General features: G+C 62.0%; 24 protein-coding genes. 10 read left to right on the plus strand and 14 right to left on the minus strand.

Features of this window, described 5'->3' with window-relative positions; translation table 11 throughout:
• Positions 1-135 precede the first annotated feature (135 nt).
• Positions 136-1,551: an aminotransferase-like domain-containing protein gene (locus J2045_RS12540; protein ID WP_307373114.1), complete on the minus strand. Its 1,416-nt coding sequence runs from the start codon at positions 1,549-1,551 to the stop codon at positions 136-138.
• 82 nt (positions 1,552-1,633) lie between these two features.
• Here J2045_RS12540 and J2045_RS12545 point away from each other — a divergent pair, with 82 nt between their 5' ends.
• Positions 1,634-1,891 (plus strand): DUF1127 domain-containing protein, encoded by a 258-nt coding sequence (locus J2045_RS12545; protein ID WP_307373115.1) that lies wholly within the window; start codon positions 1,634-1,636, stop codon positions 1,889-1,891.
• Here the strand turns inward: J2045_RS12545 and J2045_RS12550 are convergent, their stop codons facing one another.
• From J2045_RS12550 to purC, 5 genes are read right to left on the minus strand one after another with little or no spacing between them, the layout of a single operon-like run.
• Positions 1,892-2,278, minus strand: coding sequence for a hypothetical protein (locus tag J2045_RS12550; RefSeq protein ID WP_307373116.1), 387 nt, complete (start codon positions 2,276-2,278; stop codon positions 1,892-1,894). It lies immediately after the preceding gene.
• A gap of 60 nt (positions 2,279-2,338) precedes the next feature.
• Positions 2,339-3,010 (minus strand): phosphoribosylformylglycinamidine synthase subunit PurQ, encoded by a 672-nt coding sequence (gene purQ, locus J2045_RS12555; protein WP_307373117.1) that lies wholly within the window; start codon positions 3,008-3,010, stop codon positions 2,339-2,341.
• Positions 3,007-3,264, minus strand: coding sequence for a hypothetical protein (locus J2045_RS12560; RefSeq protein ID WP_307373118.1), 258 nt, complete (start codon positions 3,262-3,264; stop codon positions 3,007-3,009). Before J2045_RS12560 ends, purQ begins: the two co-directional genes overlap by 4 nt.
• 19 nt (positions 3,265-3,283) lie before the next feature.
• Entirely contained in the window at positions 3,284-3,526 is a 243-nt protein-coding gene (purS, locus tag J2045_RS12565; RefSeq protein WP_307373119.1) for a phosphoribosylformylglycinamidine synthase subunit PurS, read from the minus strand.
• Positions 3,527-3,544: 18 nt separating this feature from the next.
• Positions 3,545-4,309: a phosphoribosylaminoimidazolesuccinocarboxamide synthase gene (gene purC, locus J2045_RS12570; protein WP_307373120.1), complete on the minus strand. Its 765-nt coding sequence runs from the start codon at positions 4,307-4,309 to the stop codon at positions 3,545-3,547.
• 242 nt (positions 4,310-4,551) lie between these two features.
• On the opposite strand from purC, the gene J2045_RS12575 reads away from it, so the two are divergent.
• Positions 4,552-4,866, plus strand: a complete 315-nt coding sequence (locus tag J2045_RS12575) for a DUF1476 domain-containing protein (protein ID WP_307373121.1) — start codon at positions 4,552-4,554, stop codon at positions 4,864-4,866.
• A 35-nt stretch (positions 4,867-4,901) separates the two neighbouring features.
• Here J2045_RS12575 and J2045_RS12580 read toward each other — a convergent pair whose 3' ends face one another.
• Together J2045_RS12580 and J2045_RS12585 are read right to left on the minus strand one after the other, a co-directional pair.
• Positions 4,902-7,415 carry an EAL domain-containing protein gene (locus J2045_RS12580; protein WP_307373122.1) on the minus strand — a complete coding sequence of 838 codons (2,514 nt, stop codon included), beginning with the start codon at positions 7,413-7,415 and terminating at the stop codon, positions 4,902-4,904.
• 137 nt (positions 7,416-7,552) lie between these two features.
• The gene (locus J2045_RS12585; RefSeq protein ID WP_307373123.1) at positions 7,553-8,101 is read right to left on the minus strand and encodes an RBBP9/YdeN family alpha/beta hydrolase; all 549 of its coding nucleotides are present in this window, start codon (positions 8,099-8,101) and stop codon (positions 7,553-7,555) included.
• Between the two features lie 313 nt (positions 8,102-8,414).
• On the opposite strand from J2045_RS12585, the gene J2045_RS12590 reads away from it, so the two are divergent.
• Positions 8,415-9,206, plus strand: coding sequence for a DUF2189 domain-containing protein (locus J2045_RS12590; RefSeq protein WP_307373124.1), 792 nt, complete (start codon positions 8,415-8,417; stop codon positions 9,204-9,206).
• 15 nt (positions 9,207-9,221) lie between these two features.
• Here the strand turns inward: J2045_RS12590 and J2045_RS12595 are convergent, their stop codons facing one another.
• The 5 genes from J2045_RS12595 to rpe all read right to left on the minus strand — a co-directional run bounded on the left by J2045_RS12595 (position 9,222) and on the right by rpe (position 12,831).
• Positions 9,222-9,512, minus strand: a complete 291-nt coding sequence (locus J2045_RS12595; protein ID WP_307373125.1) for a hypothetical protein — start codon at positions 9,510-9,512, stop codon at positions 9,222-9,224.
• Between the two features lie 81 nt (positions 9,513-9,593).
• Entirely contained in the window at positions 9,594-10,895 is a 1,302-nt protein-coding gene (purB, locus tag J2045_RS12600) for an adenylosuccinate lyase (RefSeq protein ID WP_307373126.1), read from the minus strand.
• 63 nt (positions 10,896-10,958) lie between these two features.
• The gene (locus J2045_RS12605) at positions 10,959-11,441 is read right to left on the minus strand and encodes a hypothetical protein (protein ID WP_307373127.1); all 483 of its coding nucleotides are present in this window, start codon (positions 11,439-11,441) and stop codon (positions 10,959-10,961) included.
• On the minus strand, positions 11,438-12,157 hold the full coding sequence (locus J2045_RS12610; protein ID WP_307373129.1) for a DUF2259 domain-containing protein: 720 nt from the start codon (positions 12,155-12,157) through the stop codon (positions 11,438-11,440). Before J2045_RS12610 ends, J2045_RS12605 begins: the two co-directional genes overlap by 4 nt.
• Complete coding sequence (gene rpe / locus J2045_RS12615) at positions 12,154-12,831, minus strand: ribulose-phosphate 3-epimerase (RefSeq protein ID WP_307373130.1); 678 nt, start codon at positions 12,829-12,831, stop codon at positions 12,154-12,156. Before rpe ends, J2045_RS12610 begins: the two co-directional genes overlap by 4 nt.
• A 212-nt stretch (positions 12,832-13,043) precedes the next feature.
• Here rpe and J2045_RS12620 point away from each other — a divergent pair, with 212 nt between their 5' ends.
• The gene (locus J2045_RS12620; RefSeq protein ID WP_307373132.1) at positions 13,044-13,808 is read left to right on the plus strand and encodes an SDR family NAD(P)-dependent oxidoreductase; all 765 of its coding nucleotides are present in this window, start codon (positions 13,044-13,046) and stop codon (positions 13,806-13,808) included.
• A gap of 6 nt (positions 13,809-13,814) precedes the next feature.
• Here J2045_RS12620 and J2045_RS12625 read toward each other — a convergent pair whose 3' ends face one another.
• Positions 13,815-14,891, minus strand: a complete 1,077-nt coding sequence (locus J2045_RS12625) for an ABC transporter substrate-binding protein (RefSeq protein ID WP_307373134.1) — start codon at positions 14,889-14,891, stop codon at positions 13,815-13,817.
• Positions 14,892-15,109: 218 nt separating this feature from the next.
• Here J2045_RS12625 and J2045_RS12630 point away from each other — a divergent pair, with 218 nt between their 5' ends.
• The 6 genes from J2045_RS12630 to J2045_RS12655 are packed head-to-tail and all read left to right on the plus strand — an operon-like array spanning position 15,110 to position 20,479.
• Complete coding sequence (locus J2045_RS12630) at positions 15,110-15,559, plus strand: flavin reductase (protein ID WP_307373341.1); 450 nt, start codon at positions 15,110-15,112, stop codon at positions 15,557-15,559.
• Positions 15,560-15,585: 26 nt separating this feature from the next.
• Positions 15,586-16,518: an AAA family ATPase gene (locus J2045_RS12635; protein WP_307373136.1), complete on the plus strand. Its 933-nt coding sequence runs from the start codon at positions 15,586-15,588 to the stop codon at positions 16,516-16,518.
• Position 16,519: 1 nt separating this feature from the next.
• A complete protein-coding gene (locus J2045_RS12640; RefSeq protein WP_307373138.1) occupies positions 16,520-17,794 on the plus strand; it encodes a vWA domain-containing protein in 1,275 nt (424 codons plus the stop codon).
• On the plus strand, positions 17,791-18,120 hold the full coding sequence (locus J2045_RS12645; RefSeq protein ID WP_307373140.1) for an XdhC family protein: 330 nt from the start codon (positions 17,791-17,793) through the stop codon (positions 18,118-18,120). The genes J2045_RS12640 and J2045_RS12645 overlap by 4 nt, the downstream gene beginning before the upstream one ends.
• Entirely contained in the window at positions 18,120-18,836 is a 717-nt protein-coding gene (locus tag J2045_RS12650; protein ID WP_307373142.1) for an XdhC family protein, read from the plus strand. Before J2045_RS12645 ends, J2045_RS12650 begins: the two co-directional genes overlap by 1 nt.
• On the plus strand, positions 18,833-20,479 hold the full coding sequence (locus J2045_RS12655) for an NTP transferase domain-containing protein (protein ID WP_307373145.1): 1,647 nt from the start codon (positions 18,833-18,835) through the stop codon (positions 20,477-20,479). The genes J2045_RS12650 and J2045_RS12655 overlap by 4 nt, the downstream gene beginning before the upstream one ends.
• Positions 20,480-20,484 lie beyond the last annotated feature (5 nt).

The following is a 20,484-nucleotide window of genomic DNA, read 5'->3' on the forward strand; positions in this document are numbered from 1 at the left end:
GCAATGGAGATCGGTGGGAGATCGGTTTCGAGGCAGGCTATAACCCAAGCCTGCGCCCGGCGCACTTGAAAAATGCGCGCAATCAGGCCTTTCCTGCGGCTTTCCAGCGCAAGAAGCCTTGGCTATTCCCGATGGTCAGACGATGGCACTGGTGCCGAGCGGCGACTGGTCGAGGATGCGCCGAACCGTCTTCAATCCTTCGACCGAAATCGCGCGTTCGCGACCCTCGCTAAAGCCGACGCGGACATGGTGATAGACCCGCGACGAACGGGCGGGCTTGAACTCGTCCTCGTCGTCGATCAGGACATCGGCATCGAGGACAGCCTGCTTGAAGGTGCCGGACATCCAGGGTTCGGGAAGCTTCAGCCAGAAGAAGGGCAGGCGGGGATGGGAGCGGAAGTCCTTGCCGGCAAAGAGCTCGCGAACGACCGCTTCGCGCGCGCCGATTTCCGCTAGCACCTTGCCGCGGATTTCCCCTGCAGCACCCGACAATACCAGCCGAGCAGAGAGTTCAGCGAGAAGGAAGGGCAAGCCGCCGCTCACCATCTTCTGGGTGACGCGGACGCGCTGGCTCATGTGGGGTGGGCAGGCGACCCAGCCGCCGCGCACGCCGGCCGCCACCGACTTCGACAGGCCGTTGAGCAGGAAGGTGCGGTCCGGGGCAAGCTCTGCCAGCAGCGGGATCCCGTCGTCGACCATGCCGCCATAGAGATAGTCCTCGATCAGCCAGACATTGTATTTGCGGGCGATGTCGACAATCTCCTTGCGGCGGGAGAGCGGGATGGTCGCAAGCGTCGGATTCTGCCCCGACGACATGATGAAGGCGGCCTTGGGATGTTCGCGGGCGCAGACCCGCTCGAAATCCTCAGGCAGGATGCCATCCTGATCCGAATCAACCAGTGCAATCTGGCGGCCCATCAGGTTCGCGCTGCGCGACACCTGGGAATAGGTGAGGTGTTCGCAGACAATCCGGTCGCCGGCGCCGCTGACGGCGGCGACGACGGCGTTGACGCCAGCATGCACGCCAAGTTGTGGAAGGATCTGTTCGGCATCGGGTGTCCAGCTGCCTGATGACAGCCATTGCCGGCCTGCCTCCAGCCAGTCGGGAGAAAGGGTTCGGGTGTAGCTCGAAATCTCGCCCGGATGCGATGCTGCGATCTCGGCCATGATGCGACCGACGATCTCCGCCTGGCCGACGTCGATCGCGGCCGTCGTGTCGAAGCGCAGCTTGCCGGGGGGCGGCGTGATGGCACGCGTGCCGCCGAAATTGAGGCTTACCGGATCGCGGGCCGGCAGGGTTCCGTCACCGCTGGCCTGCACATAAGTGCCACGGCCAACTTCACCCGTGACCAGACCGCGCTCACGCAACAAGGCGTAGGCACGGGATATTGTCCCGATTGTCACCCCAACGTCATAAGCCAGATCACGCTGCGGTGGCAGCTTTGCCCCATGAGGCAGCGCGCCTGATTTAATGGCGCTTTCAGCCTCATCCGCAATGCGGATGTAGAGCGGGCCGGTGCCAGTGTCGAGAGCAGGAAGCCAATTTGTCATGATGACAATTATATAGATTGTCACCTCAATGGAGTCAATTCATAGACTGCTTGTAGAAGCCGATACGTCAGGAGTGGTCGAAATGGTAACAATCGATACAATCGCGACGGGTCATGCCGTCGAGGCTGTCGTGCCCGCGCCAGTGGGCGCGGTGTTCTCGCTGAGTGGCGTCATGACACGGCTCAAGCTCTGGTGGCGTCGGCGCAGGACGCGCGCCCATCTCTGTCAACTGACGGAGCTGCAGTTGCGGGATGTCGGTCTGACGCCTGACATGGCTGAGCGGGAAATCAGGAAGTCGAAGCTGCTTTTGCTGGATCGACCTTTTCAGCCGCCGTTCTGATCAGCAGTCTTTCTTGCCATTTGCCCAGCGAACGACATCCTGGCGGATCCGCAGCGCGAGATCCTCGTTCAGAAGAGGGCCGAAAGCGTCGAGGCGCGGAGGCTTTCCCTCAGCCTGGACCACGAGAACGGGGCGGTCGTCCCGTGATCCCTTGCGAACCAGGAGGATCCTTGGACGACCGGAGAAGGAGCTGAGTTCAGGCGACAACTGGTAGGTCTTGAATGCGGGGTCTCCGGACTTGAACCAGCAACGGTTCGCGGCGACTGCAACCTTTTCCATGATGTCGAGGGCGGACTGACCGCTTGCCGGCGGGCGTGGTGCCTCGGGCTTGCAGGCGGCTAGGCCGACTGCTGCAAGGAGTACAAGGGAGAAGGCGAAGCGGCGCATGGCGATCTTTCGGCTGACTGCCGCCTTCCCTTAAAGGTCTGTGGTTAAGCGAAGCTTACTTCAGGCCGCGATGACGTCGAGTGCCGAGGCGAAGATGCCGCGACCGTCATTGCCACCATGGGCAGCCTCGATCAGGTTCTCCGGATGCGGCATCATGCCAAGAACGTTGCCGCGGGCGTTAATGACGCCGGCGATATCGTTCATCGAGCCGTTCGGATTGGTGCCGTCGGCATAGCGGAAGACCACCTGGCCATTGCCCTCGATCGTCTTCAGCGTCTCGGCATCGGCGAAGTAGTTGCCGTCGTGGTGAGCGACCGGGCAGCGGATGATCTGGCCCTTGGCATAGGCGCGGCTGAAGTCGGTATCGGCGTTCACCACTTCCAGCTTGATCTCCTTGCACACGAACTTGAGCGACTGATTGCGCATCAGGGCGCCCGGCAGCATGCCGGCTTCGACCAGGATCTGGAAGCCGTTGCAGACGCCGATGACCTTGACGCCCTGCTCGGCCTTTTCCTTGATCGCCTGCATGACCGGCATGCGGGCGGCGATCGCGCCGCAGCGCAGATAGTCGCCATAGGAGAAGCCGCCGGGGATGACGATCAGGTCAACATCCGGAATATCAGTCTCGGTCTGCCAGATCGTGACGGGCGCATGGCCGGAGATCTTGGTGAGAGCCGCGATCATGTCGCGGTCACGATTGAGGCCTGGGAGCTGGACGACGGCTGATTTCATGGCTGTGACTCAAACCTTAGCTGGGCTTCCTGGAACTCGCGCAGTTCCAGACGATTGTCGATCCGGTCTAACCGGCTTTCGAAGTGTCCGACTGTTGCGCGCAGGTTATTCACGTCACCTTGCAGCGCATGAAGTTGCGCGCGTATTGTCTGATTATCCGCGCGCAACTCGCTGATGGCGAAGTCGACCCTGTCAAGTTTCTGATGGAGCTTCGTCAGAAGCTCGAACATCAACTCGCTGGTGATCTCGGCCATCGTGCATCTCCTTCAACCCTCAGGCGATGGAGATAGTATAATTCTCGATAACCGTGTTGGCGAGGAGCTTTTCACACATGGCCTTGAGGTCGGCTTCCGCCTTGGTCTTGTCAGAACCTTCGACTTCGAGGTCGAAGACCTTGCCCTGGCGGACCTGGCCGACGCCGTCGAAGCCGAGTGCGCCGAGAGCGCCTTCGATGGCCTTGCCCTGTGGGTCGAGGACGCCGTTCTTCAGGGTAACGGTGACACGTGCCTTGATCACTGATCTCTTCTCCAAAACTTACTTGACGAGAACCGGGCCAGTGCCGCGCACCGGTTCGTTTTCATTCATGATGCCGAGACGGCGGGCGACTTCCTGATAGGCTTCGAGAAGCCCGCCCAGATCCTGGCGGAAGCGGTCCTTGTCGAGCTTTTCGCGCGTCTCGATGTCCCAGAGGCGGCAGCTGTCCGGCGAGATTTCGTCGGCCAGGATGATGCGCATCATGTCGCCTTCGTAGAGGCGGCCGCATTCGATCTTGAAGTCGACGAGCTGGATGCCGATGCCGAGGAAAAGGCCCGACAGGAAGTCGTTGACGCGGATGGCGAGCGCCATGATGTCGTCGAGTTCGGCAGGATTGGCCCAGCCAAACGCGGTGATGTGCTCTTCGGAGACCATGGGGTCCGCAAGCGCGTCGGACTTGTAGTAGAATTCGATGATCGAGCGCGGCAGGACAATGCCTTCCTCGATGCCGAGGCGTGTCGAAAGCGAGCCGGCGGCGACATTGCGCACGACGATCTCAAGCGGGATGATCTCGACTTCCTTGATCAGCTGCTCACGCATGTTCATGCGGCGGATGAAATGGGTCGGGATGCCGATCTTGTTGAGATGCGTGAACACGTATTCGGAGATACGGTTGTTCAGAACGCCTTTTCCGTCGATGACTTCATGCTTCTTCTTGTTGAATGCCGTGGCATCATCCTTGAAGAACTGGATCAGCGTGCCGGGCTCGGGACCCTCATAGAGGATCTTTGCCTTGCCCTCGTAAACGCGGCGGCGACGGTTCATGGGTGGTTTTCTCTGTTGTTGGCATCCCGGCGCAAAAGCGCGGACGCAGTGGATCGGTCTTTGAAGCGGTCCCTTAACGGAAAACCTCGGTTTTCACAATGCGCAGTTCACCCCTTCCTGCCAAAACGTCGCGCCGCCAAGGACTCACCCGGACTCGCGGAAGTTTGCATTGCACTTTGTACTCCCTTTTGATTAATGGGGAAACGAAACCGCACGACGGCGGCATAAAATGGGAGATCGATATGAGCGGCATCAGTGATCGCGAAAAGGCTTTCGAAAACAAGTTCGCACATGACCAGGAGCTTCGTTTCAAGGCGGAAGCCCGCCGCAACAAACTCCTTGGCCTGTGGGCCGCCGGTCTCCTCGGCAAGGCCGATCCGGATGCCTATGCAAAGGAAGTGGTCGCTGCCGATTTCGAGGAAGCCGGTGACGAAGACGTGATCCGCAAGGTCAAGGGTGACCTGACGGCTGGCGGCGTGTCGATTACTGACGAAGAACTGCGCGCCAAGATGGTGGAGTTCCTCGGCCAGGCGATCGATCAGATCCAGAACGCCTGATCTGCGATAGCGGGCTACACTGATCCGCCCGGGCGTCAGGCCGGGGCGGATTTTTTGTGCTTGTTCAGGAGTTGGGTTGCTTCAGCGAAGCCTGCCGGCCATGCAAGGCCGTAGCCCTGCAGGACATCACAACCAAGGCGCCCGAGAATGCGGGCGTGCTCTTCCGTTTCCACGCCCTCTGCCGTCACTTTGATTCCGAGCGAACGGGCGATCTGGATGATCGACTTGACCAGTATTCGCTGCTCCTGGCTTTCAGGGATATGCTCGATGAGCTGCCGGTCGATCTTCAGGGTTGTCGGCTTGAGATTGAGCAGGCCAACGATTGATGCGTGACCGGTGCCGAAGTCATCGATTTCAACGTCAATCTCCAGACGTCGCAGCATGTCCAGATTGCCCATCACGGCCGCGTCCTGTCGATCGAGAAATACGCTTTCCAGCAGTTCGAAAGAAACCGTACCCGGCTTGATGTCCAGGTCGGAGAGGCCGCGGGCGAGTTCCGGGTCGGTCAGGCGTCTGGCGGAGACATTCACCGATATCTTTGGTGGCGCGATCCCCTCGGCGCGCCAGGCTTCGAGGTCGAGAAGGGCCTTCTCGAGTATGAGGCCGTCGATCTGTGCGAGGATTCCGTATTCTTCCGCGGTCGCGAGGAACTTGTCGGGTCCGAGGATCCCCCTGATCGGATGTCGCCATCTGGCGAGGCACTCGGCCCCAACCACTTCGCGGGTGCGTGCGTCGAACTGCAGTTGGTAATACGGGAAGATCTCGTTGTTTTCCAACGCGCGCATGAGCTCGCTCGACAGGCGGCTGGCATCTGCAAGCATGGTGCGACTTGCCTGCGCATAGAATTCATAGCGGTTGCGGCCCAGATGTTTCGCCTTGTAGAGCGCGATATCCGCATTCTGCAGCAATTGCTTCGGATCGATGTCGCGGACCAGCGTGTGGGCTATGCCGATGCTGGCGCCAAAGCGGCATTCCTGACCGTTGTAGAAAGCCGGCTGCCGCATCTGGGCGATGATGCGACTTGCGATTGCGGCGAGTGCGGGTGTGGCGCCATCGTGATCGATCAATACGACAAATTCGTCGCCGCCGATGCGCGCGGCGAAGTCTGTCAGCCTGATGTTATCGCGCAAGATCCTGGCTGCGATAGACAGCATGGCGTCACCGGCGCCGTGTCCCAGTGTGTCGTTGATCTGCTTGAACCGGTCGAGGTCAATGTGCAGGATGGCGATCCCGGAGCCGAGATTGCCCTTGCCCGCACGCCATTCATCGAGCTTTGCCTCAAGATAGCGGCGGTTTGGTAGACCAGTCAGATAGTCGTGCAAGGCCGAGTGCTCGGCAGCAAGCCGCGTCTTTTCCATCTCGGTGCTGCGTGTCTCGGCGATGGTTTTCTGGGTTTCCAGTTCCTGCCTGAGGCGCTGGTCCTCCGTGACATCCCAATTGACGCCGATCATCTTCAATTTGCCGTCCTGATCGACATAAGGCAGGCTGTTGGAACGGATGTAGCGGATGCTGCCATCCTTGGCGATGATCCGGTAGTTGTCGGTGAAGGGCTTCAGTTCGGCGATCTTGGCTGCCACATTGGCCAGCGTACGGCTTCGGTCATCGGGATGCAGTTTGCTCTCCCAGAAACCGCCGAGCTGGATGTCGTGATCGGCTTCGACCTCGAAGATCCGGCGCATGCCTTCATCCCATTCGCTTCTGCCGACTTCGAAGTCGGTTTCGAAGATGCCGATCCCGGAGATGTCCACCGCAAGTTTCAGCCGCCGTGAAAGGCCTTCGAGCCACTCCTCCTGTGCCTTGCGGGCTGTGATGTCGGTATCCGTGCCAACGATACGGGTGGGTTTGCCATCGGCGTCGCGTTCGACGCAGGCGCCGCGGCATTCAATCCAGGCATAATGGCCATCCCTGTGCAATTCCCGGTACTGAAATACTGTGTAGTCGGGATCACCGGCATTCTGACGCTCGATGCAGTGAAGCACGCGCTCGCGATCCTGGGGATGGACGATTTTCAGCCACTCCTCCGTCGTTGGCGGATAGGTGTCGTCCGGCCCAAGGCCCCTGATCTGTCGCCAGACGTCCGAGTAATACAACTCCCCGCTGCTGCGCTGATCCCAGACGCCCGAGATGGAGCTGACAAGCGCATGGTTCCAGCGGCTTTCTCGCTCCTGCACGTCATGGAGCTGTCGACGAAGCTCGGTGATCTCGCTGAGCTGAAGGAGGAGAGGGGCGTCACGAGGCTCGGGGACTGGCCGGGCAAGCGTGGCGATGAAGTTGCGGGCGTTGCCGTCTGCGGTCTGTACCTCCAGCGCGGAGGGGGAACCGTCCATGAGGCGGCTCAGTGCCAGGATCAATCTTGATCCGTCCCCGTTTTGCAGACCTTCCGCAAGATTGCCTCCCACCGAAGCCGCCTGGCCGAGCGCGGTCCGCATCGGCTCGTTCATGGCGCGGATCGTGCCATCAGGGTCGAGCCATGCGGCTGGCCAGGGAAGGCATGAGATCTCGATCCCGCCAGCACCAGGTGCGGATGAAAGGGCAGCTTGTGGGCGCAAGATGGTGCTCCTGACTTCGATAGGTTGCAACGAGTCTATGAGCGTCTGCTTAATAAGAATTTAAATCCCGACTTGTTCTCGCCGTCTGCCCGGCCGGTTTGTGATGCCGCCGCCATGCGAGGGCCGGCAGGCTTGGTTCACAGCCGGCCAAGGAACTGTGCGAAGACCATCGTCCCCTCCGGCCAGGGGCCATGACCGGATTCTGAGTTGATGTGCCCTGATTCGCCCGCGTCGATCAGGAAGGATCCCCAGGCATTGGCGATGTCCTCGGCATGGGCGAATTCGCCGAAGGGATCGTTGCGGCTGGCGATCACGATCGAGGGAAAGGGCAGGGGCAATCTTGGATAGGGACCGAAGGTCATCAGATGCTTCGGACGGATGTCCGGATTGGCCACATCCGGAGGCGCGACAAGGAAAGCGCCTGCCACGTGCTGCTTCATTTCCGGTATCGCGTGCACGATCGCGGGGACACCGAGTGAATGGGCAACGAGTACGACCGGCCTGGTCGCCGCATTCACCTCCTCGGCCACACGCGCCACCCAGTCCTCGCGCAGGGGCTTTGACCACTCTGCCTGTTCGACGCGCCGGGCGGTCGACAGTTTCGCTTCCCAGCGGGTCTGCCAATGGTCAGGACCCGAATTGGTATAGCCGGGGACGATCAGGATTTCTGCTTCAGAGACTTTCATGGCCCTTATCTGCTGTCGTGTCGCGGCGACGTCAAGATTTACCCGGTGTTCGGAAGGCAGAAATATCGATGCCGGCTGTCCCGGTCCATCAGCGAGGTCCTGAGGCGTTCACGGCGTCGTGCGTGCATTCTTGCGCGACAGGCAGGGGTTTACCTGATAACCTAATTTCCTATTGATCGTATCCGCCATGTCGGTCCGATGATTGACGGTGAGGTTGACCGCGACGCCGCCCCGTTGCGCCCGGTATGCCCCGACGCCGTCCCGCATTTCACTTTGCAGCTTGCAGACCCCGTTGTTTGAGGAGGAAGTGAGAATGTCGACTTTTCATGTCATGACCGGTGCCAGTGGCACCATCGTCCGGCCCTCTGTACGCCGTATTGCTGTGTCCGATGTCTTTGCGGCGCTGCGCGAAGGCTATGAGGATTTTCGCGAAAAGCCTTCCCATTACGCTTTCGTGGCGCTCATCTATCCCATCGCCGGTGCAGTGATGATCGGCTGGAGTGCGGGCATCGAGCTGTTGCCGATGGTCTATCCGCTGCTGACCGGTTTTACTCTCGTCGGGCCGCTTCCGGCACTCGGGCTGATGGAGATCAGTCGTCGGCGGGAACTTGGCCAGCCGGCCGACTGGTCCAACGTGCTCGATCTCGGCAAGTCCCCGTCATTGCCATCGCTTCTGATGATGAGCACCTATCTCCTGACATTGTTCATGATCTGGCTGGTCGTCTCACGCGGGCTCTACCTCTCCATGATCGGTGACTATCCGGCGCCGGGCGTTTTCGCATTCGCCAGCGGTGTCTTCGAACATCCGAATGCAGTGGCATTCCTGTTCTGGAGCAATGGTATCGGCTTCGTGCTGGCCCTCGTCGCCCTGGTGATCAGCCTCGTGGCATTTCCGATGCTGCTCGATCGAGATTGCGGGGCAGCATCTGCAGTCGCCACCTCGGTGCGCGCCAGCCTTGCCAATCCGGTCCCGGTGGCGGTCTGGGGCGTGATGGTCGCGGGTCTTCTGGCCCTCGGAATGGCGACGCTGATGGTCGGGCTGGTGGTCATCGTGCCCGTCCTTGGTCACGCGACCTGGCACTTTTATCGCCGGTTGGTGGCCTAGCGCCGCGAACCGGGCTTACGCGCGGCTGGCGACGTATACCAGAATCGCGAGCAGAGACAGGATGAGAGGTGTAACCCGGTTGCCTCTCTCCTTGCCTGACCTTGCGAGGAACGCGGTTGCGCACAAGGCGATGACGACAAAAACGGCGGTAGCGACCTCGCGGCTGCCGTGCGTTTCGAACGTAGCGTCGGCAAAGGCCGGATCGATATCGGACATCCAGTCATATTTGCTTCCCCCGAGAAGCCAGATGCCGAGCAGCGCTACGGTGTAGACCGCGGTTGCCGCGAGACGCGACAGGGGTTTCATGCCGAGCTCCTTGCGGCGAAACAGATCGGGCGCGGATTTCTCCGCGCCCGCCAGTTCATCTTGTCGCGTTGCCGCGTCCGGTCAACCGAAGACGCGGGCGAAAATCGTGTCGACGTGCTTGGTGTGATAGCCGAGGTCGAACTTCTCGCGGATGTCTTCTTCCGAAAGCGCGGCGCGAACCTCTTCGTCGCCGAACAGCTCTTCCAGGAAGTCGGCACCCTTTTCCCAGACCTTCATCGCATTGCGCTGGACGAGACGGTAGCTGTCCTCACGCGAGACGCCGGCCTGAGTAAGTGCCAGAAGCACGCGCTGGCTCATGACCAGGCCCTTGAACTTGTTCATGTTCTTCAACATGTTCTCGGGGTAGATGACCAGCTTCTCGATGACGCCGGCCAGACGGTTGAGGGCGAAATCAAGGGTAATGGTTGTGTCGGGGCCGATGGCGCGCTCGACGCTCGAGTGGCTGATGTCGCGCTCGTGCCAGAGGGCCACGTTTTCCATGGCAGGAACGACCGACATGCGAACGAGCCGGGCGAGGCCGGTCAGGTTTTCGGTCAGAACCGGGTTGCGCTTGTGCGGCATGGCCGACGAACCCTTCTGGCCCGGCGAGAAGAACTCTTCGGCTTCAAGCACTTCGGTGCGCTGCATGTGGCGGATTTCGATCGCGACATTTTCGATCGAAGAAGCGATGACGCCGAGGGTGGCGAAGAACATCGCGTGACGATCGCGCGGGATGACCTGGGTCGAGATTGGCTCCGGCACGAGGCCGAGCTTTGCGCAAACATGCTCTTCGACGCGCGGGTCGATATTGGCAAAGGTGCCGACGGCGCCGGAGATCGCACCGGTCGCAACTTCCGCACGGGCGTTGACGAGACGGTCGCGGTTGCGGGCCATTTCGGCATAGAAGCGTGCGAAGGTGAGACCCATCGTCGTCGGCTCGGCATGGATGCCGTGGCTGCGGCCGATCCGGACCGTGTCCTTGTGCTCGAAGGCGCGGGCCTTGAGGGCTGCCAGCACGCGGTCCATGCCGGCGATCAGGATGTCAGCGGCGCGCACCAGCTGGATGTTGAGCGTCGTGTCGAGCACGTCCGACGAGGTCATGCCCTGGTGGACGAAGCGGCTATCCGGGCCGATGAATTCGGCGAGATGCGTCAGGAAGGCGATGACGTCGTGCTTTGTCACGGCTTCGATCTCGTCGATGCGGGCGACGTCAAATTCGGCCGGGCCACCCTTTTCCCAGATGGTGCGGGCGGATTCCTTGGGGATCACACCGAGATCGGCGAGCGCGTCGCAGGCATGGGCCTCGATCTCGAACCAGATGCGGAACTTGGTTTCGGGGGACCAGATGGCGACCATTTCCGGCCGGGAGTAACGCGGGATCATCGGGCTCGTCTTTCGTTGGACTTGGAAAATGCTGGCCCCCCTTAGCAAAGTGGGGCGGCAAGCTCAACGGCTGCGGCGGGCCATCACCACGCTCAAGACGATAAGCATGGCAAAACCGGCCGGCAAGAGATGCCGCACACCCAGCACTGCGAACTGATAGAGCGCAACGGCGGTCGTGTAGAACATCTGGTAGCCCCAGATGCGTGAGGCAAAGGGCGCATGCCAATGGGCATAGAAATGGCGGTATTGCAGCGCGTAGAGGCCGGCCGTTGCGCCGATGGTGACAACGCCCAGCAGCAGCACCCATCCAGCCAGGACCACGGATGGCCGACGCCTCTGGGTCGCGAGGTGGATCAGCGGCAGCGCGACGAGCCAGCCCAGGAGGCCACCGCCTGCGTAGATAGCCGTTAGGCCGAGATCATGGCTGCCGGTGGCGCGACCGAAGACATGGACCGAGAGCAGGAAGCTTGCCGCCATGGCAAAGCCCCATGCGATCGAACCGGAGATCCACAATGCAGCCGGTGGAAACCATCGCCACTGCGTCAAGGCTTCACCGGAACGGCGAGCCAGCGCAAATTGTTGCCCTCGAAGCCAAGGGAGACGACCTGGATCATGACCATGTGCGGCGCGGGCGAGCCCATGGCAGGTGTCACCACGCCGCCGATCGCATAGGCGCTCGGGCAGTTGCGGCTCTTCGGGACGGACTTGTCGCGATAGACCTCGCGCCGCGTGTCAGGCTTCTTGTCATCGGCGAGCGATAGCGCAAAGCCCTGAACATCGACTTTCATGCTGCGGCAGAGTTCCAGGCCCTCAGCGCCGAATTCTTCCAGAGACAGTCGATGGATGCCGTCGGAAATGTAGAAACTCGGGAAGGCCTGGTAGCGCAGCTCGCGTACCTGTTCCGCCAATTCCCCAATCGGCGACAGGGCGACCAGAAAGCCCGGGTCGTCACCGATCTTTCTGATGTCGAGGATCGTCTTTGCCTGAGCGAGGCTGTCACGCCGCGCTTCGCCGACCGATGCTTCTTCGCGACGGATCAAGACCGAAACCGGTGTGCCGGGCACGTATGCGTCGGTTTGCGTATCGATCACCTGGATTTCCGCGTAGGCGAAACCGGAGCCGTCCTGTTGACCGAATTGCTCGAAGGCAAAGAATCTTCCGTCCGGGGAGAAGCCGATCGGCCGCATCTCCGCCACGTCGCCGGCGCTGACGGCTGTGGCCGTCAGGAGAACGAGTGCAATGGCGGAAAGCGTGATCCTCAACCGCGACCTCCCTCGGCTGCCTTGCGCAGAGTGTCGACCGTCTTGCGGTAGTCGTCAACGCCCTTGCCCTTGAAGATCGCGGATCCCGCGACGAGCGCATTGGCGCCGGCCTTGGCGATCTCCGCGGCATTATCAGCCGTCACGCCACCGTCGACTTCGAGGTCGATCGGGCGGTTGCCGATCAGGGCATGGGCCTTGGCGATCTTGTCGGTCATGGCGGGAATATACTTCTGGCCGCCGAAGCCCGGGTTGACGCTCATGATCAGGATCAGGTCGAGATCATCCATGACATGTTCAAGGATCGAAAGGGGGGTTGCCGGGTTGAGCGAAACGCCGGCCTTCTTGCCGAGGGCCCGGATGGTCTGCAGCGAACGATGTAGATGCGGGCCGGCCTCGGCATGGACGGTGATGATGTCACAGCCAGCATCGGCAAAGGCCGCCAGATAGGGATCGGCAGGCGCGATCATCAGATGGCAATCGAACACAGCCTTGGTGTGCCGGCGCAGCGCCTTGATCACCGCCGGGCCGAAGGAGATGTTCGGCACGAAATGGCCGTCCATGACGTCGAGATGCACCCATTCCGCGCCGGCATCGACGACATCGCGGACTTCTTCGCCGAGGCGGGAAAAATCGGCTGCGAGAATGGAGGGCGAGATCAGGAGAGGGCGGGTCATCTTGGTATCCTCGACGGGCAGGACGGTTGCGCGCCGTCCGGGCGTTGATTGCCTTGGCAGACGGGGCGATGGCTCGGCGTCCGCATAGCATCGGCGACCCCGGGCGGCAACCATGCCTTGGGATGAGAAAGCCCCATCCCCATGCCTGCCCTTGACGATCGCCGCCTGGCCCTGCATCCCTCGGACACATCAAAGCAGTGTGGGAGGACGACATGGCCAAGTTCGCAATCATCACCGGCGGCAGCTCCGGCATCGGTCGGCACCTTGTGTCCGCCTTCGTGCGCGACGGTTATGACGTCGCCTTCACCCATCTTGGCCAGAGTGATGCCGCTGCCGAAGTCGAGGCGGAGGCCGCAGCGCTTGGCGGACGGGCCGTGGGCCGGGAATGCGAGGTGGCCAACAGTTCAGCGATCGAAGCCTTCCTCGACGAATTGATTGCCTGGGCGGGCCAGACACCTGATGTGCTGGTCAACAATGCCGGGATCCAGACCTGGGCTTCGATGCTCGAGCTTTCCGAAGAGCGCTGGGATGCCGTCATCAGCACCAACCTCAAGGGAACCTTTTTGAACACCCAGCGTGTCGCGCGCCGCATGGTGGAGGCGGGCAAGGGGGGGTCGATCATCAATCTCGGCTCCGGCTGCAACAAGCACGCCTTCCCCAAGCTCGTCGACTACACCGCTTCCAAGGGCGGAATCGAGCAGCTAACCAAGGTCTCTGCCATCGAACTCGGACCACATCAGATCCGCGTCAACTGCGTGGCACCGGGGGCGATCGAAACGGCCCGCACCCAGGCCGAGGCACCCGACTATGCAAAGACCTGGGGAGACGTCACGCCGCTTCGTCGTGTGGGGACGCCGGAGGATATTGCGGGGCCGATCCTCTTCCTCGCCGGACCGCAATCGGCGTTCGTCACCGGCCAGACCATCTGGGTCGATGGCGGTGTCTTCAGCCAGGCCTTTTGGCCCTACCGGGATTGACCGACATCACTGGGATGGTTCTGGCACCGGGACGAAGGTGTTTTCCTGCCATTGCAGCAGGCGATAGGGATTGTTCGTGAGTTCGTGATCCTCACCGAATGTCACCGGCCCTAGCGCTGTCTCGAACGTGGTCCCGACCAGGGCATCCGTCACGGGCGTTCCCATGGCGGTCGAGATTCCCCAGGCGTCTGCGATGATGGTGACCGCTGCATGGGCAGGTACCACGTAACCCTCGGGCTGGATTTCCGCCGCCGCAAATTCCGTCGCCAGTGCGCTGGCTGTCGGCCCCTGCGCTGTTTCGATCAGCCCTACGGCGAGCACGCCATCCTGGAGGGCCACGGGTTCGTTGGCCGAACGCAACGCTTCGCCGCCGAGGAGGGTCAGAGACAAGTTCTCGGACCGGGCATCCCTGGCGATGATCGCGACGTCATTGCGGTCGCCGCCGACGAAGGCACGGGTCACGCCAGCCGTCTTCAGCCGTCGGACCAGTGCCAGCTGCTGTTCCTGGCCCGGTCGAAAGGTGTCGATGAAGGCGGGCTTCAGGCCGCGTTCTTCAAGGCTGATCCGGATGGCCTCGGTCAATTCGCGACCCCTGATGGTGCCATCTTCCAGAAGCGCGACCGGCGCGTCGGCCCAATCGCGCAGGATCACCTGGGAGAGCTTGGCCGCTTCCTGGTCGGCATTGGGGGCCAGCCGGAAAAGTGGCCAGTCCGCCTTGTTTGCATCCTCCATGATGCCCTTCCAGCGGACGGACAACGTGAACGCAGGTACGCCGGCCTCCGCCAGAATGGGCAGGGCATCCTTCAGGCTCTCGCTGCACAAGAAGCCGATGGCGGCTCTGGCTCCCGTTGCTGCAATCGCATCCGCGACCGCCTTGCCGCTGCCTTCGGTGCAGGCCTCGTCGACCTCGACAAGGGCAATGGAGAGTTTATTGGCGGCCAATGCCGCGCCCTGTCGGACCTGGTCGCCGAGGACCTCGAACTGTCCGGCTTTCGGTGCGACGACGGCCAGCTTCAATTCGGCCGCTGCCGCAGGTGCGAGGCCAATGGCCAGCAGGATCGGTGCCGTGAGCAGGCGTTTCATCAGTGCTTCTCCCATCATGGTTCGATCCTAACCGAAAGCGCAGGCGATTGGAAATGCTGGCTTTCCGGGCTCGCATCGGGTGTTGCCGAGAAAACGCCGAGGTGTTGTGGAAAAGGTAAGGCCTGCGGCCCATATTGCCCCCGTGACGAAGCAAGTCAGCAAGGGGAGTGGGAAATTTGAGTGTCGCAGGTCTTGATCCGGTCCTTTATCGCGACGCCATGAGCCGCTACGCTGGGCATGTGCAGATCGTTACAACAGAGCATCAGGGTGTTCGGCGCGGCGTTACGATTACCGCCGCCTGCTCGGTGTCCGACAGTCCTCCGACAGTGCTTGCCTGCCTCAACAATAGCAATCCGAGCAATGCCGTGCTCTTCGAGAGCGGGCATTTCGCGTTGAATACGCTGGGCGCCCATCATCAGGATCTCGCCAACGCCTTTGCCGGCTTCGGCAAGCTTTCCCCGGAGGACCGTTTTGCGCTCGCCGAATGGCAGATCTTGTCGACCGGTTCGCCAGTCCTTACCGATGCGATCACCGCTTTTGATTGCGTCGTCACCGACCGGAAGGTGACCAACACCCACACCGTGCTCTTCGGTGAGGTCAAGGCGGTGCATTTCGGTGCCCGTGAGCCATCCCTCATCTATCTGGACCGGGGCTATCACACGCTATAAGCTTCTCCCCGAACATGGGAGGAGACATGGCGGAGACCTCGAGAACGGCATTGCCGGAGACGATCGATGGGATCATCGATCTACTTGCGGCTGAGGATTATCTGGCCGGTAGGCCGCTCGCGACCGTGCTGTTCCTGGCGCTGAGGATGAAACGCCCTCTGTTTCTCGAGGGCGAGGCTGGCGTCGGTAAGACGGAAGTCGCCAAGGTGCTGGCGAAGGCCCTCGATCGTCCGTTGATCCGGCTGCAATGCTATGAGGGACTCGATGTTTCCTCCGCCGTCTACGAGTGGAACTACCCTGCGCAGATGCTTGAAATCCGCATGGCTGAGGCCTCCGGGGTCTCGGACCGTTCACGGCTTGAAGGTGACATCTTCTCCGAACGCTACCTCATTCGCCGACCCGTGCTGCAGGCCCTGCAGGGTGAGCCCGGGCGCGCGCCGGTGTTCCTGATCGACGAGCTTGACCGCACGGATGAAGCCTTCGAAGCCTTCCTGCTCGAAGTGCTCTCCGACTTCCAGGTGACGATCCCGGAATTCGGAACGGTGAAGGCCGCCGAGCCGCCGATCGTCATCGTGACATCGAACCGGACGCGCGAAGTGCACGACGCTTTGAAACGCCGTTGTCTCTATCATTGGGTCGACTATCCCGTTGCTGCCGACGAACTCGCCATCATCAGGCGCAAGGTCAAGGGCTGCAACGAACAGCTCTCCCGCCAGATCGTCGCCTATGTTCAGAAGCTGAGGACCATCGATCTCTTCAAGAATCCGGGGATTGCCGAAACCATCGACTGGGCGACGGCGCTTACCGAACTCGATCGCCTCGCACTCGATCCGGAGACGATTGCGGATACGCTGGGCACGCTCCTGAAATATCAGGAGGACATTGCCCGCATCCAGGGGAGCGAAGGCGAAAAGCTGCTCTCCGAGGTGAAGGCAGAGCTGCTGGCGAAGGCCGGCTGAGATGGAAACCTTCGGGCCGCACCAGGGCAGCGGACGCGACGGCATTGTCGTGCCGCCACCGGCACAGGGTGATGGGCGGCTCGCCGACAACATCGTGCATTTCGCCCGCGTCTTGAGAAAGGCTGGTCTGAAGCCAGGACCGGGCGCCGTGATCGATGCCATCGAGGCGATTGATGCGATCGGCATCGGCTCGCGCAACGAGTTTCATGCGGCGCTCTCGGCCATCTTCGTCAAGCGCCACGAGGACCAGCCCGTCTTCGATGAGGCCTTTTCGATCTTCTGGCGCTCGCGCGACCTGGTTGGCAAGATGATCGCGCTGATGTCGCCGGTGGCGGCAATCGGCGAGCGACAAAAGCCCAAGGCCGGCGGTGCGCGGGTGAGTGACGCCCTGTTTGCCGACAAGAGTTGCGAGCCGAAGCCGCGCGACGAGCCCGATGTCGAGATCGATGCGCGGCTCACGGTCTCCGGCCAGGAGGTCTTTCGCCGGCTTGACTTCGGCCAGATGACGGCGGCGGAACTCAAGGAGGCACGCCGTGCGATCGAACGGCTCGCCATGCCGCTCGATCTGGTCCAGACCCGGCGCTATCGGCTGTCACCCCGCGGGCGGATCATCGATCCGCGGGCGACGATGCGGCAGTCGCTGCGCACGGGCGGCGATCTCATGCTGCCGAAATTCCGCGAGCGCCGACAACAGCCGCCGCCGCTCGTCATCCTCGCCGACATTTCTGGCTCGATGAGCCAGTATACCCGGATCTTTCTGCACTTCCTGCATGTGCTGACGGAACGTCGGCGTCGGGTGCATACCTTCCTGTTCGGGACGCGGCTTACCAATGTCACCCGCCAGTTGAGGCATCGCGACCCGGACGAAGCCATTGCCCAGTGCAACGAGGCGGTCGCCGACTGGTCCGGCGGTACGCGCATCGGCGAGACGCTGAAGTTGTTCAACCGGCATTGGGGGCGGCGCGTTCTGGGCCAGGGCGCCGTTGTGCTGCTGATAACAGACGGGCTGGAGCGTGGCGAGGTCGAGTTGCTGGCCCGTGAGACCGATCGTCTTCACCGCTCCTGCCGTCGGCTCGTCTGGCTCAACCCACTCCTGCGCTTTGCCGGTTTCGAGGCGCGTGCGCGGGGTGTGCGGGCCATGCTGCCGCATGTCGACGAACTGCGCTCGGTTCACAATCTGGAAGCGCTGTCGGATCTGGTGCACTGTCTCTCTGGAGCGCCGGATCGGGATTGCGATCCGCGACGCTATCTCGGGTCCCAAAGGAGCGAGCCATGAGTATTGATACCGTTCTGCGAGATCCACTTGCGATTGCCGAAAGCTGGCAGGCGGAAGGACGCTCTCTTGCTATCGCCACCGTCATTGAAACCTGGGGCTCGGCACCGCGTCCTGTCGGCAGCCATCTGGTGATCGACAGCGAGGGCAATTTCGAAGGTTCCGTCTCCGGCGGCTGCGTTGAAGGAGCCGTCATCACCGACGCGCTTGACGTCATCGAAAGCGGGACGCCAAAGATGCTCGAATTCGGTGTTGCCGATGAGACGGCTTGGCGCGTCGGCCTCTCCTGTGGTGGGCGGATCAGGGTCCTTGTCGAGAGGCTCGGGTGATGGATATTGCAACGCTGAAGGCACTGAATGCTGCGAAACGCGAACGTCATGGCGCCGTGCTGGTAACGGACATTGCTGCCGGCACGTCCCGGCTGGTGGCGGAAGACCAGGTGCCGGCTGACGCGCTTGGCGCAGATGTCGCTGAGCGGCTGCTTTCGGGAAAATCCGGCATGATTGAGGTTGATGGTCGGAGTGTCTTTCTCAATGTTCACCTGCCGCCTCCGAGGATCGTGGTGATCGGCGCCGTCCATATCAGTCAGGCTCTGGCGCCGATGGCAGCGCTTGCTGGTTTCGCTGTGACAATCATCGATCCGCGCACGGCCTTTGCCACGCCCGAACGGTTTGCCGGTCTCGACCTGCGCGCCGACTGGCCGGATGACGTTTTCGCAACGATGCAGCTCGACCGCTACAGTGCCATGGTCGCGGTAACCCATGATCCGAAGATCGACGACCCAGGCCTCACCGCGGCCCTCAAGGCCGGATGTTTCTATGTTGGTGCGCTCGGGTCGCGCAAAACCCATGCGAAACGCGTGGAGCGGTTGGCAGAGGCTGGCTTTGATGCTGAGACCATCGCCCGTATCCGTGCTCCCATCGGCCTCGACATAGCAGCGTCAACGCCTGCCGAGATCGCCGTTGCGATAACTGCCGAAATCATCCAGTCGCTCCGGCGGCGGAGCCTGGTGTCGGCCTCCACGTCGGATGAGGCGTCTGCATGAAGTTCGGACCGATCCCGGTCGAGGCGGCCGAGGGCTCGATCCTCGCCCATTCCCAGCCGCTCGCCTCCGGAAAACTGTCAAAGGGGCATCGTCTGGAGGCGGCCGATCTTGCGCGCCTTGTAGCCGAGGGGGTCTCGTCCGTCATTGCTTGCCGCCTTGATCCTGACGATATGGCAGAGGACGAAGCGGCAGAGAAACTGGCGGCTGCGGTCGTGCCAAGCGGGTTCAGCCGCAGTCCCGCTTCCACCGGGCGCGTAAACTTCTATGCTTCCGACAATGGGTTGTTTCTTGCCGACAGGCATGCGGTTGATCGTTTCAACAGTATCGATCCCGCAATCACGCTCGCCTGCCTTGCCGATCGCCGTGACGTGCGGGCCGGCGATCTCGTCGCGACGATCAAGATCATCCCGCTCGCAGTCGCCGGCCGCAGCATCGAGGCTGCGGCCGTGATCTTGCGGGCTGGTTCTGCCTTTGAAGTTGCGCCCTATCTGACACACCGCGTTCATCTGGTTGCGACGCAACTGCCATCGCTCAAACCGTCGGTGATGGACAAGACGGCACGCGTGCTCGAAGCGCGGCTTGCGCCCTCGGGCAGCCGCCTGGTCTCCGAAACGCGCGTGGTCCACCAGGCCGAGCCGGTGGCGCAGGCCATTCGTGCGGCGCTGGATGGAGCCCGGGCGGACGAGGGGGAAGACCCATTGCTTGTCGTCGTCTTCGGCGCTTCGGCTGTTGCCGATGCCGAGGATGTCATACCTGCGGCGATCCAACTTGCCGGCGGGGTCGTCGATCAGGTGGGGCTGCCGGTTGATCCGGGCAATCTGCTCGTGCTCGGCCATGTCGGCGCCGTGCGTGTCCTCGGCGCCCCCGGCTGTGCGCGGTCGCCGAAGGAAAATGGTTTTGACTGGGTGTTGAACCGGATCCTCGCGGGACACCCACCAGATCGGATCGAGATTACAGGTTGGGGCGTCGGCGGTCTCCTGATGGAGATCCCGAGTCGCCCACTTCCGCGCCTTGCGGCTACCGCAGAGGCAGACCCTCTTGCCCTCGGCCTTGTGGTGCTCGCTGCCGGTCGGGCCAGTCGGATGGGCGAGGGCGGTCGCCACAAGCTGCTCGCCGAATTCGAGGGCGAGCCGCTGGTCCGGCGCTCGGTGCGTCAAGCGGTGGAGGCCAAGGTCGGTCCCGTGACTGTTGTCACCGGTCATCGTAGTGACGAGGTTGCAGATGCTCTTGCCGGTCTCGGGGCGAGGGTTCTACAAAACAGGGACTTTGCCAGCGGCATGGCAAGCTCGCTCAAAGCCGGGCTGGCGGCGATCGAAGCCGAAGGGCTTCCGGGTATGATGGTGTTGCTTGCCGATATGCCCAATGTGTCCGCAACCGATATAGCGACGCTTGTCCGTGCTTACGCGAAGTCAGGTGGCAAGGCGATCGTGCGCGCCGTCGCCGACGGCCAGCGCGGCAATCCGGTGATCCTGCCGGCCGCGACCTTTGAAGCATTGAAGTCGCTCGAGGGCGACATCGGCGCGCGCCCGGTGATCGAGAATGCGGGCCTTGCCGTCATCGATGTTGAAATCGGCCCTGCTGCACGGCTGGATGTGGACACGCCCGAGGCTATTCTGGCGGCCGGCGGCATTCTGAAGGGCTGACTGAC

This window comes from Peteryoungia aggregata LMG 23059, assembly GCF_030814435.1.
Taxonomy (GTDB): Bacteria; Pseudomonadota; Alphaproteobacteria; order Rhizobiales; family Rhizobiaceae; genus Allorhizobium; species Allorhizobium aggregatum.

Coding starts and splice junctions, on each gene's coding strand:
- J2045_RS12540 (WP_307373114.1), bottom strand. CDS start 1,551: ATGACAAATTGGCTTCCTGCTCTCGACACTGGCACCGGCCCGCTCTAC.
- J2045_RS12545 (WP_307373115.1), top strand. CDS start 1,634: ATGGTAACAATCGATACAATCGCGACGGGTCATGCCGTCGAGGCTGTC.
- J2045_RS12550 (WP_307373116.1), bottom strand. CDS start 2,278: ATGCGCCGCTTCGCCTTCTCCCTTGTACTCCTTGCAGCAGTCGGCCTA.
- purQ (WP_307373117.1), bottom strand. CDS start 3,010: ATGAAATCAGCCGTCGTCCAGCTCCCAGGCCTCAATCGTGACCGCGAC.
- J2045_RS12560 (WP_307373118.1), bottom strand. CDS start 3,264: ATGGCCGAGATCACCAGCGAGTTGATGTTCGAGCTTCTGACGAAGCTC.
- purC (WP_307373120.1), bottom strand. CDS start 4,309: ATGAACCGTCGCCGCCGCGTTTACGAGGGCAAGGCAAAGATCCTCTAT.
- J2045_RS12575 (WP_307373121.1), top strand. CDS start 4,552: ATGAGCGGCATCAGTGATCGCGAAAAGGCTTTCGAAAACAAGTTCGCA.
- J2045_RS12585 (WP_307373123.1), bottom strand. CDS start 8,101: ATGAAAGTCTCTGAAGCAGAAATCCTGATCGTCCCCGGCTATACCAAT.
- J2045_RS12590 (WP_307373124.1), top strand. CDS start 8,415: ATGTCGACTTTTCATGTCATGACCGGTGCCAGTGGCACCATCGTCCGG.
- J2045_RS12595 (WP_307373125.1), bottom strand. CDS start 9,512: ATGAAACCCCTGTCGCGTCTCGCGGCAACCGCGGTCTACACCGTAGCG.
- purB (WP_307373126.1), bottom strand. CDS start 10,895: ATGATCCCGCGTTACTCCCGGCCGGAAATGGTCGCCATCTGGTCCCCC.
- rpe (WP_307373130.1), bottom strand. CDS start 12,831: ATGACCCGCCCTCTCCTGATCTCGCCCTCCATTCTCGCAGCCGATTTT.
- J2045_RS12620 (WP_307373132.1), top strand. CDS start 13,044: ATGGCCAAGTTCGCAATCATCACCGGCGGCAGCTCCGGCATCGGTCGG.
- J2045_RS12625 (WP_307373134.1), bottom strand. CDS start 14,891: ATGAAACGCCTGCTCACGGCACCGATCCTGCTGGCCATTGGCCTCGCA.
- J2045_RS12630 (WP_307373341.1), top strand. CDS start 15,110: ATGAGCCGCTACGCTGGGCATGTGCAGATCGTTACAACAGAGCATCAG.
- J2045_RS12635 (WP_307373136.1), top strand. CDS start 15,586: ATGGCGGAGACCTCGAGAACGGCATTGCCGGAGACGATCGATGGGATC.
- J2045_RS12640 (WP_307373138.1), top strand. CDS start 16,520: ATGGAAACCTTCGGGCCGCACCAGGGCAGCGGACGCGACGGCATTGTC.
- J2045_RS12645 (WP_307373140.1), top strand. CDS start 17,791: ATGAGTATTGATACCGTTCTGCGAGATCCACTTGCGATTGCCGAAAGC.
- J2045_RS12650 (WP_307373142.1), top strand. CDS start 18,120: ATGGATATTGCAACGCTGAAGGCACTGAATGCTGCGAAACGCGAACGT.
- J2045_RS12655 (WP_307373145.1), top strand. CDS start 18,833: ATGAAGTTCGGACCGATCCCGGTCGAGGCGGCCGAGGGCTCGATCCTC.